Below are 19,241 nucleotides of genomic sequence, written 5' to 3' on the forward strand. Positions count from 1 at the left end.
CGGGCGCTCCGGCGGCCGCGGCGGCCAGGGCCAGGGCCAGGGCTCGCGCGGCGGCCGCGGCGGGCGCTAGCCGGCACGCAGCTGACGCCGCGCCGTACGGCGTGGCGTCAGCTCTCCGCACCCCGCGGCAGCTGGCGTCAGCTTGCCCCGCCCAGCGCGGGAAGATGACGCCACCTGCGGTCGGGGCCCGGCACGTGACGCCACCCGCCCCGGCTCAGGACTCGGCGGTCGCCACGCCGTCCGGCAGCGTGTCCCCCACCGGCTCGACGTCGTGGCGTGCCCGCCCGATCCCGGCGGCCGCGACGGCGCCGAGGCCGGCGGCCACGATCATGAAGGTCCAGCCGGCCCGGAAGGCGTCGAGCAGCTCGTCCGGCGCCGGATGGCCGTAGAGCGCGACCAGGATCGCGATCCCGAGCACCGACCCCAGCTGGCGGGCGGCGCCGAGGATCGCCGAGCCGGTCGCCAGCCGCTGCGGCGGCAGCGTCGTCGCGACGGCGGCCGAGACGCTCGGCAGCAGCAGCCCGACGCCGACCCCGGTGATCATCATCCCGGGCAGGATCGCGCCGGCGTAGTTCGGCTCGAGGTCCGCGCGCCACAGCCACCAGGCGCAGCCGAGAGCGAAGATCGCACTGCCGGCGGTCGCGATCGGGCCGGCCCCGTGGCGCTGCGCGAGCTTGCCCGCGGGGACCGCGAACGTCGCGGCCATCAGCGGCCCGGGCGCGACCGAGAGCCCCGCGGTCAGCACCGACTCGTGCCACGGGCCCGTCAGGAACAGGACCAGGCCGAGCAGCATCGCGGCGAAGGCGGCGGTGAACAGCAGCGCCGCGAGCGAGGCCAGCGCGAACGGCCGCACCCGCAGCATCTCGAGGTCGATCACCGGCACCCGGCGTCCCTCGACCCGCGCCGATCGCCAGACCACCAGCGCCAGCGCCACGATCCCGGCCGCGAGCACGCCGAGCGTCCGCGCGCTGCCCCAGCCGTGGTCGGGCGCCTCGACCAGCGCCCACGAGATCGCGGCCACGCCGGCCAGCAGCAGCAGCGTGCCGACCCCGTCCGGCCAGCGGCGGTCGGACTCGTCGCGCGACTCGCGCAGGACCCGCAGGCCGACCACCAGCGCGGCGATCCCGACCGGCAGGTTGACCAGGAAGACCCAGCGCCAGGAGGCCTCGACCAGCAGCCCGCCGAGCGGCGGCCCGAGCGCCGCGGCGACCCCGCCGACCGCCGCCCAGGCGCCGATCGCCGCCGGTCGCTTGGCCGGCGGGAAGGCGTCCAGCAGCAGCGCCAGCGAGGTCGCCATCAGCAGCGCCGCGCCGACCGCCTGGACGACGCGGAAGGCGACCAGCGCGCCGACCGACCACGCCGCCCCGCAGGCGGCCGAGGCCAGCACGAAGACCAGCAGGCCGGCCAGGAAGACCGCCCGACGGCCGACCCGGTCGGCGATCCGCCCCGTAGGCACCAGCAGCGCGGCGAAGACGATCGCGTAGCCGTTGAGGACCCACGAGAGCGTTCCGACCGAGCTGCCGTCGAAGCTCGCCTCGATGTCCGGGAAGGCGATGTTGACGATGAACAGGTCGAGGCTGGCCAGGAAGACGGCGGCGGCGACGACCAGCAGCACCACGCCGGGCCTGGCGACCCCGGCGGGCGGTGGCGCGGTCGCGGGGGGCGGCGTCGGCGAGGGCATCGGCGAATCGGTCACGGCGGGCTCCAGAGGGGGTCGATCGCGACCGGCCGGCACCCCGGCTAGTCGCTTGACGCGACTGACCGTAGCAAAGCAAGTCGCTTCAAGCGACTCATGCGCTAGACTGGGATCGTGCTTGGCCGGGAGTACGACACGCAGCTCTGCTCGATCGCCCGCTCGCTCGAGGTCGTCGGCGAGCGCTGGTCGCTGCTGGTCGTCCGCAGCGTCTTCCTCGGCGCCCGCCGCTTCGACGAGCTGCAGGAGATGCTGGGGATCACCCGCAGCGTCCTGACCACGCGGCTCAACCGGCTGGTCGACGAGGGCGTCCTGGAGCGGCGGCCCTACAGCCAGCGTCCGCCGCGCTACGAGTACCACCTGACGCCCAAGGGCCGCCAGCTGTGGCCGGTCCTCCACTACCTGATGCGGTGGGGCGACGAGCACTACCCCGAGCCCGAGGGATCGCCGCGGGTGATCGAGCACCGCGGCTGCGGCGGCCATCCGGACGACCACCTGACCTGCGACCGCTGCGGCACCCGGCTGGAGGGCCGCGACCTGCGCTCGCTCCCGGGTCCCGCGATGACCGCCCGCGGCCTGACGACGCCGCGGATCCCGGCGACGTCCTAGCCGACGCGATCAGCCGCCGGACGGCGGCTCGAAGGCCAACTCGTGCCGCATCTTGTCCCGGAGGGCGGCGAAGCGGACGGTCTCGTAGGCGATCAGCCCGACCAGCAGCGCGGTCACGATCGCCAGCGTCGCCAGCGCCGGCAGCTCGACCGCGGCCGGCAGCAGCGCCAGCAGGACGAGCGCGACGATCAGCCGGTGGCTGCTGAAGCGGTGGACGTTGCGCCAGCGGAAGGCGACGTGCGCCAGCAGGTAGAGGGCGACGCCGCCGAGCAGCGCGAACGCCGGCACCACCTTCAGCGGGTCGTCGACGTGGCCGAGCGTCTTCTTCAGCCCCAGCGCCAGCAGCACGATCCCGGCGACCATCGGGAAGTGCAGGTAGGAGAACGAGTCGCGGGCGATCTCGTTGCGCTCCTTGCCCGCCGCCGCGTGGTGCAACCGCCGTTCGGCGACCAGCGCGACGACGTCGAAGTACGCCCACCAGAGCGCGGCCGCGACCGCGATCCCGAGCGCCGCGGCCGCCACGATCCCGGCGTCGACGTGGTTCTCGGCGCCGACCCCGATCGCGACGATCGACTCGCCGAGGGCGATGATCACGATCAGCCCGTGGCGCTCGGCGAAGTGGCCGGGGATCAGCTTCCATCCCTCGCTGCCGAAGATGTACGGCTCGCCCATGTCGAGCAGCAGCGCCAGCGCCCAGAGCGCGCCCTGGGCCGGGCCGTCGAGGAACGACGCGACGACCAGCAGGCCGACGCCGACCGCAGTCCCGATCGCCAGCCCGGTCACGGAGCGCCGCAGGTCGGGATCGTCGCGGCTGCAGCTGATGAAGAGCAGGATGTGCGAGGCCCGCACGATCAGCAGCATCCCCGCGAACAGCAGCCCCAGGTCCCCGAAGGCGTCGTGGACGCTGAGCGCCGCGACCAGCAGCGCCGCCATCGAGACGAAGAAGACGATCCGGACGATCCCCTCCTCGGGGTCGATCACGCTCGTCAGCCAGGCGTAGCCGACCCACGACCACCAGAGGACGCCCAGGATCAGGACGCCGCGGGCCAGCCCCTCCCAGGTCGGCTGGTCGGCCATCAGCGCCGTGCACTGGGTCAGCGCCAGCACGAAGACCAGGTCGAAGAACAGCTCCAGCGGCTTGACCCGAGCCTCCTCGCCGCGCAGGACCGGGTTCACGCGTGGTCGGGCGTCGCTCGTGCTCACGGCGTCATCTTGCCAACCGCCACGGCGAACGCCCATGCGCCAGATGCAAGCCGGATCGTCCGTCCGTCCAGAAACGCGGTCCGCAGACGGTCCCGTGCTGGACAGCGTACGGGGGGACCCGTAGCCTGCTCGCGCTTTGCCCCCATCGGTAGGAGAGGACGCGATGCGCGTGGACGTACTTGGAGATGGCAGCGGCTGTCGGAGGCGGACGCGGCAACGCCGCCTCACCGCCCTGCTGGCCGTGCCGCTCGTCGGCCTCGGGCTGGCGGGAACGGCGCAGGCCTACGAGATCGACAACTTCTCGGCCAAGATCGTCCAGCAGGACGGGACCACCTTCGAGGCCCAGGCTGGTGGGCACCCGTACCAGGGGATCATCAGCTTCGACACGACGAAGCTGGCGAACGGCAACAACGACGGCCAGACCCAGACGATCCGGGTCGACACGCCGCCCGGGCTCGTGCCCAACCCGGAAGCGGTCCCGCACTGCGCGCAGACCCAGCTCGAAGCGAATGCCTGCCCGCCGGCCAGCCAGGTCGGGTCGGTGGCCCTGCGGCTGAGCAAGGTCCTGAGCGCTCCTGGCACCGGCAACAATCCGTTCAACCTGCCGTTCGGCACCCGAGGGGATCTGGTCCTGACGGCCAGCCTCTACAACATGGAGGTCGAGGCGGGACAACTGGCCCGCTTCTCGTTCAACCCGACCCAGGCGCCGAACGGCAGCGGCCACATCGTCGACATCGAAGGCGCCATGCGCCCCGGCGACAACGGCCTCTACTTCACGATCAACCACGTTGCGCGCCCGACGGCCGACGATCCGGCGACGCCGGAGAACGAGGCCGCGACACCGACGCTCACCGGCTCGACCCTGACCTTCTGGGGCACCCCCGGGGCAACGGCTCATGACGGAACGCCGGCCCCCGGTGACACCGCTGGCCGCGGTGAGGCGCGTGTCGACATCGTGTCGATCGATGGGGGAGCCCCGCGACCAGCACAGGTTCCTCCGATCATCGGCTACCTGCCCCCCACCGGTGCCACCGGCATCACCGACACCACCTCGGCCTTCCTCAACAACCCCACCGTCTGCGACGGCCCCAAGCAGGCCACGCTGACTCTCGACTCCTACCAGGGCGATCGCGACACGCAGGACTACACCGTCGAGTCCGCCCCCGGCGTCGGCCTGACCGGCTGCGACCAGGTCCCGTTCAGCCAGACCACGACCTTCGGCCCGAGCGCGGTCCAGCGCGACGCGCCGGCGCCGCTCGGCGTCACGCTCGACGTGCCGCAGACCAGCGACACCGGCACCCTGGCGACGGCCCACGTCAAGAAGGTCGCCGTCACGCTGCCGCCCGGGATGACGATCAGCCCGTCGGCCGCGACCGGTCTCGAGGCGTGCACCGACGCGCAGTTCGGCAAGGGCACCAACGACCCGATCGCCTGCTCGGCGGCGTCCAGGATCGGCGTCGTCTCGATCAAGAGCCCGGCGCTGGCCAACCCGCTGACCGGCGCGGTCTACGTCGGGCAGCCGCAGGCCGGCAACCGCTACCGGCTGTTCGTCAACGCCGACGGCTACGGCATCAGCGTGCGGTTGAAGGGCGACGTCCGTCCCGACCCGGTCACCGGTCAGGTGACCGCCGTCTTCGACGACAACCCGCAGCTGCCGTTCTCGCAGTTCAAGCTCGACTTCGACGGCGGGTCGAAGGCGATCATCGCGACGCCGCAGACCTGCGGCACCGCGACCGGATCCAGCACCCTGACCCCGTGGTCGGGCAACCCGGCGTCGAGCAGCGCGCCGTCGGTCTCGGTCGTCGGCTGCGACGGCTTCCCGTTCGCCCCCGGCTTCGGCGCCACGGCGGCGTCCACGAAGTCCGGCGCCTACGCGCCGCTGAAGGTCGACTTCACGCGCCCCGACGGCAACCAGTTCCTGAGCGGGATCAGCGCCAAGCTGCCGCCCGGGATGCTGGCCAAGCTCAAGGGCGTGACCCGCTGCAGCGAGGCGCAGGTGGCGGCCGAGGCCTGCCCCGAGTCCTCGCGGATCGGCACCACCTCGGTGACCGCCGGCCCCGGTGACTCGCCGTACCCGCTGTCCGGCCCGGTCTACCTGACCGGCCCCTACAACGGCGGCTCGTTCGGCACGGTCAACATCATCCGCGCCGTCGCCGGCCCGTACGACCTCGGCAACGTCGTCGTCCGCCAGGCGCTGAAGATCGATCCCGACACCGCACAGGTGTCGGTCGTCAGCGACCCGCTCCCCCAGATCAAGGAGGGCATCGTCCTGCGGCTGCGCAACCTGCAGCTGAACGTCGACCGGTCGGGCTTCATGCGCAACCCGACCTCGTGCGGCACGGGCCAGATCACGACCGACCTGACCTCGGCGCTCGGCGCCGCGGCCCAGCGCTCGGCCAGCCTGACCTTCGGCGAGTGCGCCTCGCTGCCGTTCAAGCCGAAGATCGCGCTGTCGTTCCGGGACAACCGCGAGATGCGCAAGCTGCGCCATCCGCGGGTGGTCGCGACCGTCACGCAGCGCGAGGGCGAGGCCGGCGTCAAGTCGACCAGCGTCGCGATGCCGCTGGCGGTGGCGCTCGCGGCCGACAACGCCAACGGGCTGTGCGAGAAGGCCGACGCTGCCCGCGACGCGTGCCCGGCCAACTCGATGGTCGGCACCGCGGTCGCCGAGACGCCGATCCTCGACAAGCCGCTGAAGGGCCCGATCTACTTCGTCAAGGGCATCCGCACCGACCCCAAGACCGGCCAGCAGATCAAGACCCTGCCGACCCTGTTCGTGCCGCTGCGCGGCGAGACCCAGATCTACCTGCGGGCGACGACGGCGGTCAGCCGCAACCGGCTGGTGACGACGTTCGCGAACGTGCCGGACGCCCCGATCACGAAGTTCACGCTGACGATCAACGGCGGCAAGCACGGCATCATCGCGGCGGCCCGCGACATCTGCGCGACGCCGACGTGGAAGGCCAGCGTGCGGATGGCGGGCCACAACGGCAAGGCCGCCCCGACCGCCAAGCCGACGATCGCTACCGCCTGCGGTCCGACGCCGAAGCTGCGGCTCGGCAAGGTCCGCCGCAGCGGCGCGACGCTGACCGTGCCGGGCACGCTGGTCAAGACGGCCAAGAAGCGCGTCAGCGTCCGGGTGACCTGCGGCAAGAGCGTGGCCCGCGGATCGGCCAAGCCGCGCAAGGGCCGCTACAGCGCCCGCGTCCGCCTGACCGGCGCCTGCGCCCGCGCGAAGACCGCGAAGGTCGCGGTCTCGGTGCCCAAGGACGGGCGCTACCGGGCGGCGACGGTCAGCAGGACGGTGCGGCTGCGCTGAGAAGCGGTGGGCGGGACGGACCGTCGGTCCGCCCCGCCAGATGTCCTTCGTGGACGGGTTGCGTTGCAACTCCCAGCCTCTACCAAGGACACCCGGATGAACAACCTCCCTAGCCACAACCGCAGTGACATCGGTTCCGTCGGTAGCGGTCTAGGAGCCGCGAGCAGATCGGTTCCAGTGGTGATGCTCGGCGGGAGCCGGAGGCGACTCCACCGGAAGGGCTCATCGTCGAGGACGGGTGAACGTCGTGCGTGCCACGAGTTGGTGGTCGTGTCGACCAATGGTGACGTTCTGTGTCCGCTGGGAATCCCGAGATCGATCGCGGCGATGAGGTACTCGTGAGCGCGAAGACCACCCGCCGCGGTCGACGAGCCTCGGACCGACAAGATCGACCTGATACACGTCACCGGAACCGTTGCGATCGGCGCGGGGTACACGGGCGACCGACTGCCGACTTTGCCCCAGCGAATCTGCCGACCTGCTCGGGCGACTCGCCCGCCAATCGCCGCCGGACTGCCTCACGACGAACGTCCTACTCGGTCTTCGCCACGCCAGGCCGTCAAACAGGCCTTCGCCGCGATCAAGGTTGCCGCAGGGAACCGATCCCTACGGCTACAGGGAACCGATGTACATGCGGCTGACACCTAGGAGTTACGCCTAGGCTGGTCAGGCTGCCACACTCGCACTGCGATGCGGACCTGTCGTCTCTGCAGACGGCATATATATGCAGCGGCAGTTCGGTTGTCTATTCGTCGGAGTTCCCTCTGCCCACCGCGCGGTCGCTGGGCGCTTGAGCCGGCGGTACCGAAAACCAGATCGCAAGAACGAAGTACAAGGGGATGGCCACTGCGATGATCAAACCGACATCGACACCGATCGACTCAATGGTCGATAGACCGTGCGGCTCGATCCAGTCGATTACTCGGTAACTGACGACAGACAGCGCGATCGTGAAGACCAAGTAGCCGTTCTGCGTCAGGCCACGGAGCTTCAAATGCATCACAGTCACCTACTGGCTCGGGCCGAGCGCCATGGGTTCCTCATACGGCGCTGCAATTTATGGTCTTGAGGAATCCTCGCCCATTCTTGATGAGATCAATGATAGGTCCGACTCCAGGTACAGCCAACAGCAGTGAGAAATTCCTACCGAGCTCCAAGCACTTGCCCTTCTTCAAGACGGCGTTCACGACGCTAGCGGTGAGCTTGTTTGCGATGAAGGCTCCGCCAAGCGCACAAGCAACCCTCCCCGCAGGCGATCTCCCGGCCACCTTGCAGACCCAATTGCCAGCGGCTCCTGCCCCTGCTGAGGTAACAGTCTCGATTAGGGTCTTCGAGTAGCTACGTCCGAGTTGGATTCCCAGACGCTTGAGGAAGGGCGTCATGCGATGGAAGACCACCACCGTATCGATTGCCTTCAGTCCGTCGAGGTCGAGGCAGTTGATGGGGTCCTGGTTGCAGTAGTCGTAGGCGTTCGCGGAGCCGCCCTCCACAGGATCCATTTGGAGGAAACGGCCGCTGGCGGGGTTGTAGACCCTCGCACCCATATGGATCAGACCGCCGGGGGTGAACGCGGTGTGCTTGCCGTAGCCGCCGAGCCACCCGTGGCGCAGCCCCTTCGGTGTGCTGGTGCCGGTGGTGTCTGCGGTGGCGCCGAACTCGTCGTACTCGATCCCGGTGCTGGGGCTCGTCGCGGTCGTCGGCGCGCTCGCCACGACATCGCCGTGGAGGTCGGTCAGCTCCCAGGTTGCGGTTCCGCCATCGGTCGAGGTCGCAAGCTGAGTGCCATCAGCATCAGCGACGTAGCGCTCCCATCCCCACGACCCGGTCCTCGCGACCGGTGCGTCCTGGTCGTCGGCGTAGCGCAGCACGCTGGTCGTCAACGACAGCCCCGTGTTCTGCGACGCATCCGACCGCAGACGCCGCAACGGATCCCGCGTCAACGTCTGCTTCGCCGGACCAGCCTCGATCGACGCCACGAGATCATCGGTGTCATAGGTCAACGTGATCGCGCTGCCATCCGGACTATCGCCCGCCGGGACCGTCGTGGTGCGACCAAGATCGTCGTAGGCGTAGCCGGTGTTGCGCAACCGGTCGGCACCGTCGAGGGTGTTGCTCTTCGATGTGCTCGTCCCGGTGCCACAGGCACCACCCGAGCCCGAGGTCTTCGCCGTCAACGAGGTCCGGTTGGAGTTCTTGTCGAACGCATAGCCACGCGTCTTGCAGACCGTGCCGCGCTGCTCATCCGTCCCCGACAACCGGCCCACGGTGTCGTAGCGATACGTACTGGAGGACTTCTCCGACGCACTCGTCGCGAAGCGGCCCAGCGCGTCCCGAGTCGCGGTGCTCGACGCCCACACGCACGCAGAACCGGTGCACCCGGTGGTGCGCTCCCACTTCTGCGCCACCGGATCACCGTTCTCGTTGACTGTGCGCGTCAACTTCAGGTTGCCGGGCAACACTTCCTCGACCAACGCGCCATCAGCGTCACGATCGGCGGTGATGATCCCCGCTAGCGTCGAGTCGGTGACCCCGGAGACCTCGTCGCGCTCGTCATAGGCAACAGTGCGGCTGCCCCGCGAGTCCGTCGCCGTCGTCTGCCGACCATTGAGGTCGTACTCGTAGCTCGTCTGGCCGCTGTCAGCATCGGTGTAGCTCGCCAGACGGCCGTTGTCATCCCACACCCGAGTCACGGTCCGTGCCGGATCTGAGCCGATCGCCGCACTTGTCGTCGTCGTCGGCCGACCCGTGTTGGCGTCATAGACCGTCGTCACATCCGGGATCGCCCGACCAGTCGACGAGCTCGTGATCCGCTTCGTCTCACGCCCCAACCCGTCCCGCTCAATCGTCGTCGTCCGGGACGCCGGATGAATGCTGTCCGACATCAACTGCTGAACCGGATCCCACAACAACGAATACCGAAACCACTTGCCCGGATTCTGCCCCGACGCCGGCTGCGCCACCGGCAACGCGATGCACAACGAGCCCCCGGCCGCGGCCGGCACCGGCAACCAGGTCGCGCTGTCGCACCACTCCGCACCGCTGATCCCGGAGTACATGTACCGCATCGCGTGGGAGTCCGATCCCGACGCCTTCGGCATCCACTTCTCCACCAGCAACGGATAGCTCGCGTGGTACCAGTACGTCGTCGTCGCCGCCTCAGTGCCCTCACCGACCGTCGTCCTCAACGGCTTCTTCAACTCCCAACCACGATCACTACCGCTGTTGCTGTAGGCGTAGCGGGTCACCCGCTCATCGATCACGTGGCTATCCGACGTGCGATACGCACCCTGCCTGGCCTCGGTCACCAGATGCTGATCACCCGAGAAACTGGTCGGCTTGCCCTGGTCGTAGGACATCGTCTTGTACTGCCGCGCGTTGGTCAACGCGCCACTGGCCTGACGGATCTCGTGCTCCGGGCCCATCTGACTCAACAGATCGACACCGTTCGTGGCATACACGTACTGCGTATCCAACGCCTGTGAGCGCGCCGCGGTCGATCCCGACGCCGCCAACGCGCGTTCGCGGTTGCGGGCCGTCAGTTCGCGGACCGTGTTGCCGTTCTGGTCGTACTCCGCGGTCGTGATGTTGCCTTCGGGGTCGGCAACGTTGACGGTCTTGCCGTGCACGCCGAGGTAGTTGATCGTCGCCCGGGTCCACGACGACGGCATCCCGCTCCCCGACGGCACCGCATCCGGCGGAAACACCGCCGTAGCAGTCTGCGGCCGATCAGTCTGCCCCCACGTCGCAACCGCCGACGGCGACAGATCACGCGGCGCACCGGACCCCGACAACGGCACGTCGTAGACGAACGTCGTCGTCGCATCCGTCCCCGCCGGGTTCTTCCGCGTGATCGACCTGACCCGACCGGTCCCAGCATCACCGGTGATCGCCTGGTAAGCGAACGTCCATGGCTTCTCGCCGGGCGGGGTGTACTTCGACAACCTGCCCTCGCTGTCGTACTCGTACTGCACCGGCAACCCGGTCGAGGTCCGCGGATCGGACACCTTCTTCAACCGACCCGAGCTGTCGTACTCATAGGTCTTGATCGTGTGGCTGTCCCCGGACACGACTCCGGACGGATCGACCGCCCTGAGCTTCACCGCGACGACGCGATCCTCCGTCTTGCCCGCCACCGTGATCGTGCCCCACTGCAACTCCAACGCCCGACACCCAGCCGTCCACGTCGAACCCGAGCACGACACGCCCGCCAGCGCCGGCGCGACGATCCGCGACAACCGCCGACGGCCACCCACCGTCACGTACTGATACGTCGTGTCCTTGCTGCTCCCCGCCTCGCTATAGCTCACCGGCCGATAGTTCGGCGACCCCGCACTATCAGGCTCAAAGACGGTCACGCCACCCTTGGAGTCCGTGACCTTGAACCCGCTCGAGGTCTTCTCGACCTTCAGATCCATGTGCTCAGCGTCGAGCACCCAGTTGGATCCGTCCTTACGGAAGCTGATCTTCGACCCATCCGCCTGCTCCAACACCGCATACTCGGTCTCAAACCGCGTCGTCTCAAAGAGCGGCTCGACATCGAGATCGTTGAAATCGAACGTCTCCCAGAACGCCTCGGTCTCGTTCACCGACCAATCCACCAGCTCCTGGCTCTCCTGGACGTCAGTGAAGTTGTAGATCCCGCGAAACGGCATCTCCCCACCATCAGCCTCGAAGCTCGAGACCCAGCCCGGACCGAACATGTCCATCGTCCGCGGCGACCCACCCCGCGAGTGATACGTCCGCGACAACGACAGATCGTCCAAGAACGCCTTCACATCAGCATCCGACTCCGTCACCGCGACGTCACCGGTCAACAGATCCACACTCGCCGGACCAACTTGCCCCTGCGACGACGTCTCTGGGTTCTTGCGGTCCAGCCGGAAGTTCCGCTCCGGCGTCATTCCGCCACCCACGGCTTCACCCGAGTCCAGCAACGCTCGGACGTGGATCGGCCCATCGACATCCCCGCCCGGCGTCTTGTTCAGATCCCAGATCAACCTCGTCGAACGACCATCGGCCACATCGATGGCCGCCGACGACGGCTGCGCGCCAGTCGACTTGAACCGCAAGGCACCCAGCGGGACCGGCTTCCAATCACGCGAATCGCCTGCTACGTACTCGAAGTTGGCCGACGTCACATCTTCGCTCGTCGCGTGTGCGCGCAGCTCCACGAAACGGCTCGTCAGCTTGCCCTCGGCCGGTGCCTCTACCTCGCTCCCAGCCTGTGCCGGAGGCGCGGTGTAGATGTCGAGGTAGGGACGCTTCTCAACATCCGGATGGAGATGCGTCGCTACCGACAGCCACGCCTCACCGTCTTCGCCTGGCAAGGGAAAGCTCGGACCGCCTTGCAGCAGGTGAAACCCCCAACCGGCGGAGGGGACCTGGCCCGGAGCCGTCCCACCTGGCGGGACGGTCCAGTTGTGCACGTCGCTCGTGACATCGAAGTCAACGGTCCCTGGAACGGCTCCCACATCCTTGCGCGTCTCAAAAATCCAAATGCCACCACCAGGGAGAGCCTTAATTCCTGTACCGATCAGGGCAAGCTTCGAGAAGCCGTAGAACTGGCCGGTCGTCGTGACTCTGAAGATCGCCTGCTTGATATTGGTTCCGGCTACTGACCCAGGCAATACGAACCCCCGGATGGCCAGCGCGTCCATCCCGGACCAGGGATCACATCCGGGCGTCCCGGTGCAAGAGGGAGGCGTATATCCGATCTTCGCCGTTTCTCCGACCGGGGTCGTTGGATCACATCGCGCGTCCAGCGGACTGACCAGGTCGAGGGGGATGGTCCGGCACACCGCAGGCGCGCCAAGTCTGTAGATGACGACCGTCGGGTCTACGACGACGGGCCAGCGACGCCCCGCGTCCCGAAGCCACGAGCCGCTTGCGGCAACGGTCAGGCGCCATCGGTCGCCGCCGACCCGGACCACGTCGTATCGGCCAAGGCCAGTCGCCTTGCCAGCGGTTCCTGCCTCATACATCGACCCCCGCGGAATCGTGAAGACAACCGTCGTCCCACGTCGCACGACGACATCACCAGCGTCCGAAACAGACGGCACCAAGCCGCCGGACAGTTCGAGGCGGTACGAGAACCTATGCGGCGCCTTCGGGCCATCGAGGACGAGTTCCTCCTTCACCCCCGACTGCGTCACGGTGGCTCGCTGCGTCACGCCCGGCAGGACGTCGCGCCACTCGCGCACGTTCGCCTTCGTCCGCGCCGCACGACGCGCTTGAGCGCCTTCGAGCGTCATCCGCACCTTAGCGCCGCGGCCATCGCTGACCACGATCTCCCGGCTACCACTCTCGGTCACGGGAAGCGCTACCTGTCCGTCGGCGACCGACGCGATGTCCCTCTTGCCGCTCCGACTCCGCCGGAGGCCCAGATCGAAGGGGCGCCACTTCCCGGAATCATCCTTCCAGCGCACCGGCGATGACGAGACCCGCGTGACGAGCCGACCGTCCCTTGTGAGCCAGGAGGACGACGACGCGGTCTCCTCGCCCTGGAGCGGCGCGACCGAGCGAGTTCCCGGTGGTCGGGGAATCGCCTGGCTCGCAGCGTCCGTGCTCGCCGCCGCCAGAGCGGCTGGCGCCCCGAGAAGCCCGCTGGTACCGAAGGCGACCGCGAAGACGCAACGGCGGATGGAAGACCTCATTCGAACTCCTGGGAGCGGCCCTCACACGCACGAGGAACCTATGGCGACAACGCACTCAGAGATACATACGGCTCTCTGACGTGGGCGAAACCTAGCATGCGCCTCACAGGGCGCCAAAGCATTCGTTGGGCGGCTGGCCGCTTGATCGACGACCGCAAGAAGTGAAGTCACTTCTTGACTCGAGAGGCATCGGCGAGTAGAACCCCCGCCATGCCCGCCCCGACCTTCGAGACCCTGCTCTACACCACCGACGGCCCGGTCGCGACGGTGACGCTCAACCGGCCCGAGCACCTGAACACGATCGTGCCGCCGATGCCGCAGGAGCTGGAGGCGGCGATCGCTCGGGCGACGTACGACACGACGGTCAAGGTGATCGTGGTCCGCGGGGCCGGGCGGGCGTTCTGCGCCGGGTACGACTTCGGCGACGGGTTCAAGCACTGGGGCGAGGCGCTGGAGACCGACGGCCGCTGGGATCCGGGCAAGGACTTCGTGATGGCGACGGCGCCGCAGATCTCCCCCACCCAGCAGTTCATGAGCGTCTGGCGCTGCCCGAAGCCGGTGATCGCGCAGGTCCACGGTTGGTGCGTCGGCGGCGGCAGCGACTTCGCGCTCTGCGCCGACCTGGTCGTCGCCAGCGAGGACGCGGTGATCGGCACGCCCTACAGCCGGATGTGGGGCGCCTACCTGTCCGGCATGTGGCTGTACCGCCTGGGCCTGACCAAGGCCAAGGAGCACGCGCTGACCGGCCGCCCGTTCACCGGTCGCGAGGCCGCCGACGTCGAGCTGATCAACCGCGCGGTGCCCTTCGCCCAGCTCGAGGACACCGTCGCCGCGCTCGCCGCCGACCTGGCCCGGATCCCGAGCAGCCAGCTGGCCGCCCAGAAGCTGATCGTCAACCAGGCCTACGAGAACATGGGCCTGGCCTCGACCCAGACCCTCGGGCCGATCCTCGACGGGCTGATGCGCAACACCCCCGACGCACTGGCCTTCATCGACCGCGCCGAGCGCGAGGGCGTGCGGGCCGTCGTGACCGAGCGCGACGGGGCCTTCGGCGACTACAGCCAGGCGCCGCCCGAGCGGCGGCCGAATCCCGAGCACGTGATCGTCCCGTGAGCGATCGGACGAGCGCCACGCCGGTCGAGGCCACCCTGACCCGTAAGGGCCAGGCCACGCGCGCCCGGCTGCTCGCCGCCGCCGCCGAGGAGCTGCGCCGTCACGGCAGCGTCGAGGTCGCCGCCGCCGCCGCTCGCGCGGGCGTCGCCCAGAGCGTCCTCTACCGCTACTTCGCCGGCAAGGACGGCCTGGTCGCCGCCGTCGTCGACGACTTCTACGACCAGTACGCCCGCGAGGTCTTCGACGACGCGCTGACCGACGACGCCGAGCTGCCGGCCGGCGCCACGTGGCCCGAGCGCGAGGCGCTGCGGCTGGTCCGCGAGGTCGAGTTCCTCTACGCCCACCCGCTCGGGCGCCCGATCGCGACCGGGCTGCTGCACGACGCCGCGGCCACCCGCGCCGACGCCGCCCGCCTGCGCGAGCACGTGGCGGCCGCCACCCGCAACATCCGCCACGGGCAGCGAACCGGCGAGCTGGATCCCGCCGTCGACGCCGGGCTGGCCGCCGCCGCGATCATCGGCGGCCTGCGGACGATGCTGGCCGAGGCGCTCGCTCGCGACCCGCCGCCGCCGGCGACGCAGGTCGTCACCGCGGCGCTGCGGGTCGGGCGGGCGCTGCTGGATCCGGACGGGACGGCGCCGTGGCCGACGCCGCCGCGCCGCGACCCGGCCGATTGACGCCACCGGTGCCGAGGTGGCGTCATCTCTGCCCACCTCGCCGGCGGTGGCGTCATTCGACCGCGCCGTGCGCAGGCAACTGACGCCGCCTCTGGGAGCGGCAGGCGAAATGACGCCGCTGCCCCGCGACGGCGCCGTCGCCGGCCCCGCCCGCCCCCTCGCCGCCTCGCCACTGCCCCCCGGCCCACCGCCCTACATCCGGAACAGCGGCCGTCGCACCGGCTCCAGCGGGGCGTTGGCGCAGGCGTCCAGGGCCAGGCCGAGCACCCGGCGGGTGTCGCGCGGGTCGATGATCCCGTCGTCCCACAGCCGCGCCGAGGCGTAGACCGGATTGCCCTGCTGCTCGAACTGCGCGCGCACCGGGTCGGCCATCGCCGCCCGCTCCTCCTCGGAGAAGTCGATCCCGCGCGCCGCCAGCTGCTGCTCGCGGACGGTGGTCAGGACGGTCGCGGCCTGCTCGCCGCCCATCACCGAGATCCTGGCGTTCGGCCACATCCAGAGGAACCGCGGCTGGTAGGCCCGACCGCACATCCCGTAGTTGCCGGCCCCGTGCGAGCCGCCGACGATCACCGTCAACTTCGGCACCCGGGCGCAGGCGACGGCGGCGACCATCTTGGCGCCGTCCTTGGCGATCCCGCCCGCCTCGTACTCGCGGCCGACCATGTAGCCCGCGATGTTCTGCAGGAACAGCAGCGGGATCCCGCGCTCGTCGGCGAGCTCGATGAAGTGCGCCGCCTTCAGCGCGCTCTCGCGGAAGAGGATCCCGTTGTTGGCCAGGATCGCCACCGGGTGGCCCATGACGTGCGCGAAGCCGGTCACGAGCGTGTCGCCGTAGAGCGGCTTGAACTCGTGCAGCCGGCTGCCGTCGACGACCCGCGCGACCAGCTCGCGGGCGTCGTAGGGCTCGCGGGTGTCGACCGGGACGACCTCCAGCAGGGACTCGGCCGCGGCCTCCTCCCCCTCCGCCGGCGGCTCGGGAGCGCGCACCTCCCACGGCGCGGCTGCGGCGGTGCTGATGCCCGCGATGCCGTGCCCGTCGGGCGACGACGCGCCGCCCGGCGAGCCCCCGCCGACCGCGTTGCGGCTGCGGGGCAGCGTCGCCACGATCCGGCGGACCAGCTGCAGCGCGTGCTCGTCGTCCTCGGCCAGGTGGTCGACGACGCCCGAGGTCCGTGCGTGCAGCTCGCCGCCGCCCAGCTCCTCGGCCGAGACCTCCTCGCCCGTGGCCGCCTTCACCAGCGGCGGGCCGCCGAGGAAGATCGTGCCCTGCTCGCGGACGATGATCGTCTCGTCGCTCATCGCCGGCACGTAGGCGCCGCCGGCGGTGCACGATCCCATCACCGCGGCGATCTGGGCGATCCCCTCGCGCGACAGCCGGGCCTGGTTGTAGAAGATCCGGCCGAAGTGCTCCTTGTCGGGGAAGACCTCGTCCTGCTTGGGCAGGAAGGCGCCGCCGGAGTCGACCAGGTAGACGCAGGGCAGCCGGTTCTCCAGCGCCACCTCCTGCGCGCGCAGGTGCTTCTTGACCGTCAGCGGGTAGTACGTGCCGCCCTTGACCGTCGCGTCGTTGGCGATGATGAGGACCTCGCGGCCGTGGATCCGGCCGATCCCGGCGATCAGGCCGGCCGCCGGAACGTCGTCGTCGTAGACCTCCTCGGCGGCCAGCGGCGCCAGCTCCAGGAACGGGCTGAAGGGGTCCACCAGGCGGTCGATCCGCTCGCGCGGGAGCAGCTTGCCGCGATCGACGTGGCGGGTCCGGGCCCGCTCGCCGCCGCCGTCGGCGATCCGCGCCAGCCGCGCCCGCAGGTCGCCGATCAGCGCCAGGTGCTGCTCGCGGTTGCCGGGGGCCGGCGCTTCCGCGCCCGCCGCCGCGCCGTTGGTGCCGCTCATGCCGCGTCCTCCTGCTCGACCGCGGCCAGGACCTGGCCGCGCTGGACGTGCTCGCCGACCGCGACGTCGATCGTCTGGACGATCCCGTCGTAGGGCGCGGTGACGTCCAGCTCCATCTTCATCGACTCCAGCACCACCACCGACGTGCCCGCGGTGACGGCGTCGCCGGGCACCGCCTTGACCGCGATCACCACGCCCGGCAGCGGCGCCTCGAGGCTGCCGGACCCGTGGGCCGCGGCCGCGGCCGCCTCGGGCGCGTCGCGCCACGACCAGGTGCCGTCGGGGCCGTGGACCCACAGCCACTCGCCGTCGCGGGCGACCGACCAGCGGGCGGCGCCACGATCGTCGGCGACCTCGAAGCGGCGCAGCGCCCCGTCGGCGGATCGCGGCTCGATCGCGACCGCCAGCCGCTGCGGATCCCCGTCGTCGACGGTCACCTCGAGCCCGCCGTCGATGACCCGCGCCGCCAGCTCCAGCGGCGCGTCGTCGGCGTCGAGCAGCCGCAGCCGCGCCCACGCCGGCGGACCGATCCGCCAGCCGTCGCGGCGGTCGAACGGCCCCGCGTCGGCCCCGCCGGAGCGGTCGTCCAGCTCGTGGTGGCGCCAGGCGGCGGTCGCCCGCGCGGCCTGCGCGGCGGCCGCCGCCGGGGGCCGGCGCAGCTCGCCGGCGGCCGTCGCGTCGGCCAGCAGCGCCTCGACCATCGTCGTCGTCTGGCGGCCCTCGACCACCTCGGGACGCGCCAGCAGCCGCCGCAGGAACGCGGCGTTGGTCTGGACCCCGAGCACCGTCAGCTCGTCGAGCGCCCGGTCGAGCCGCTCGCGGGCCTGGGCCCGGTCGCGCCCGTAGGCGATCACCTTCATCAGCATCGGGTCGAAGGCGGTCGAGACGACGCTGCCGGCGACCAGGCCGGAGTCGACCCGCACGCCGGCGCCACGCGGCTCGGCGTAGCCGACGACCGGGCCGGTCGCGGGCAGGAACTGGACCGCGGCACCGTCGCCGCCGGCGATCCGCTCGGCGCAGATCCGCGCCTCGATCGCGTGGCCGACCGGCTCCAGGACGCGCCCGTCGGCTCCGTCGTCGCGAGTCGCGGCGGCCAGGTCGATCTGCGCGCCGTCGGCGATCCGCAGCTGCAGCTCGACCAGGTCGAGCCCGTGGACCAGCTCGGTCACCGGATGCTCGACCTGCAGCCGGGCGTTCATCTCGAGGAAGTAGAAGCGCGGGGACGCGACGCCCGACTCGACCAGGAACTCGACGGTGCCGAGGTTGCGGTAGCCGGCCGCCGTCGCCAGCCGCACCGCCGCCGCGTGGAGGTCGCGGCGCAGCTCGTCGGAGAGGTGCGGGGCGGGCGACTCCTCGATCAGCTTCTGGTGGCGGCGCTGGAGGCTGCACTCGCGCTCGCCGATCGCCCAGACGCCGCCGTGGGCGTCGGCGGCGATCTGGACCTCGACGTGGCGGGCCGGCTCGACCAGCCGCTCGACCAGCAGCTCGGCGCGTCCGAAGGCGGCCTGCGCCTCGCGCCGCGCCGCGTCGACGGCGGACCCGATCTGGCCCGCCTCGTCGACCCGCCGCATGCCCTTGCCGCCACCGCCGGCGGAGGCCTTCAGCAGCAGCGGCAGGCCGGCCTCGGCGGCGAACGCCGCGACCTGGTCGGCGTCGACGCCTGGGTCGGGGGGGATCGTCTCCCCGGGAACGACCGGCACGTCGGCCTCGGCTGCCGTCCGCTTCGACGCGATCTTGTCGCCGAGCAGGTCGATCGCCTGCGGCGACGGCCCGATCCAGGCGATCCCGGCGTCCTCGAAGGCGCGGGCCGCGTCGGCCCGCTCGGCCAGGAAGCCGTAGCCGGGGTGGACGGCGTCGCTGCCGGTCCGGCGGGCGATCTCGACCAGCTGGGCGACGTCCAGATAGGGCGAGCGCTCGCCGTCGGCGCGCAGCGCGACCGCGTGGTCGCAGGCGGCGACGTGCGGCGTGCCAGCGTCCTGCGGGGCGTGGACGGCGACCGACTCGACGCCGAGCCGCCGCAGGGTGGCCGCGATCCGAACGGCGATCTCGCCGCGGTTGGCGATCAGGACGCGATCGAACGGCAC

At 70.6% G+C, this 19,241-nt stretch carries 10 protein-coding genes; 4 read left to right on the plus strand and 6 right to left on the minus strand.

Features of this window, described 5'->3' with window-relative positions:
- Positions 1 to 214 precede the first annotated feature (214 nt).
- Entirely contained in the window at positions 215 to 1,681 is a 1,467-nt protein-coding gene (locus PAI11_RS12480) for an MFS transporter (protein ID WP_138974283.1), read from the minus strand.
- Positions 1,682 to 1,810: 129 nt separating this feature from the next.
- Between PAI11_RS12480 and PAI11_RS12485 the strand changes: the two genes are divergently transcribed.
- Positions 1,811 to 2,302, plus strand: coding sequence for a winged helix-turn-helix transcriptional regulator (locus PAI11_RS12485; protein WP_007575162.1), 492 nt, complete (start codon positions 1,811 to 1,813; stop codon positions 2,300 to 2,302).
- 9 nt (positions 2,303 to 2,311) lie between these two features.
- On the opposite strand, the gene PAI11_RS12490 is transcribed toward PAI11_RS12485, so the two are convergent.
- Positions 2,312 to 3,505 (minus strand): low temperature requirement protein A, encoded by a 1,194-nt coding sequence (locus PAI11_RS12490; protein WP_007575164.1) that lies wholly within the window; start codon positions 3,503 to 3,505, stop codon positions 2,312 to 2,314.
- Between the two features lie 241 nt (positions 3,506 to 3,746).
- Between PAI11_RS12490 and PAI11_RS12495 the strand changes: the two genes are divergently transcribed.
- Positions 3,747 to 6,824 (plus strand): hypothetical protein, encoded by a 3,078-nt coding sequence (locus PAI11_RS12495; protein ID WP_007575168.1) that lies wholly within the window; start codon positions 3,747 to 3,749, stop codon positions 6,822 to 6,824.
- Between the two features lie 745 nt (positions 6,825 to 7,569).
- Here the strand turns inward: PAI11_RS12495 and PAI11_RS12500 are convergent.
- Both PAI11_RS12500 and PAI11_RS12505 read right to left on the minus strand, forming a co-directional pair.
- Positions 7,570 to 7,824: a hypothetical protein gene (locus tag PAI11_RS12500; protein ID WP_138974284.1), complete on the minus strand. Its 255-nt coding sequence runs from the start codon at positions 7,822 to 7,824 to the stop codon at positions 7,570 to 7,572.
- Between the two features lie 40 nt (positions 7,825 to 7,864).
- Positions 7,865 to 13,477, minus strand: coding sequence for an RHS repeat-associated core domain-containing protein (locus PAI11_RS12505; RefSeq protein ID WP_007575170.1), 5,613 nt, complete (start codon positions 13,475 to 13,477; stop codon positions 7,865 to 7,867).
- A 210-nt stretch (positions 13,478 to 13,687) separates the two neighbouring features.
- Between PAI11_RS12505 and PAI11_RS12510 the strand changes: the two genes are divergently transcribed.
- Positions 13,688 to 14,590 carry a crotonase/enoyl-CoA hydratase family protein gene (locus PAI11_RS12510; protein ID WP_007575172.1) on the plus strand — a complete coding sequence of 301 codons (903 nt, stop codon included), beginning with the start codon at positions 13,688 to 13,690 and terminating at the stop codon, positions 14,588 to 14,590.
- Positions 14,587 to 15,267, plus strand: a complete 681-nt coding sequence (locus tag PAI11_RS12515; protein ID WP_007575174.1) for a TetR family transcriptional regulator — start codon at positions 14,587 to 14,589, stop codon at positions 15,265 to 15,267. The genes PAI11_RS12510 and PAI11_RS12515 overlap by 4 nt, the downstream gene beginning before the upstream one ends.
- 192 nt (positions 15,268 to 15,459) lie before the next feature.
- Here PAI11_RS12515 and PAI11_RS12520 read toward each other — a convergent pair whose 3' ends face one another.
- Together PAI11_RS12520 and PAI11_RS12525 are read right to left on the minus strand one after the other, a co-directional pair.
- Entirely contained in the window at positions 15,460 to 17,157 is a 1,698-nt protein-coding gene (locus PAI11_RS12520; protein ID WP_007575176.1) for a carboxyl transferase domain-containing protein, read from the minus strand.
- Complete coding sequence (locus PAI11_RS12525; protein ID WP_007575178.1) at positions 17,154 to 19,241, minus strand: acetyl/propionyl/methylcrotonyl-CoA carboxylase subunit alpha; 2,088 nt, start codon at positions 19,239 to 19,241, stop codon at positions 17,154 to 17,156. The genes PAI11_RS12520 and PAI11_RS12525 overlap by 4 nt, the downstream gene beginning before the upstream one ends.

Origin of the sequence: Patulibacter medicamentivorans (assembly GCF_000240225.1) — a bacterium.
GTDB classification, from domain to species: domain Bacteria; phylum Actinomycetota; class Thermoleophilia; order Solirubrobacterales; family Solirubrobacteraceae; genus Patulibacter; species Patulibacter medicamentivorans.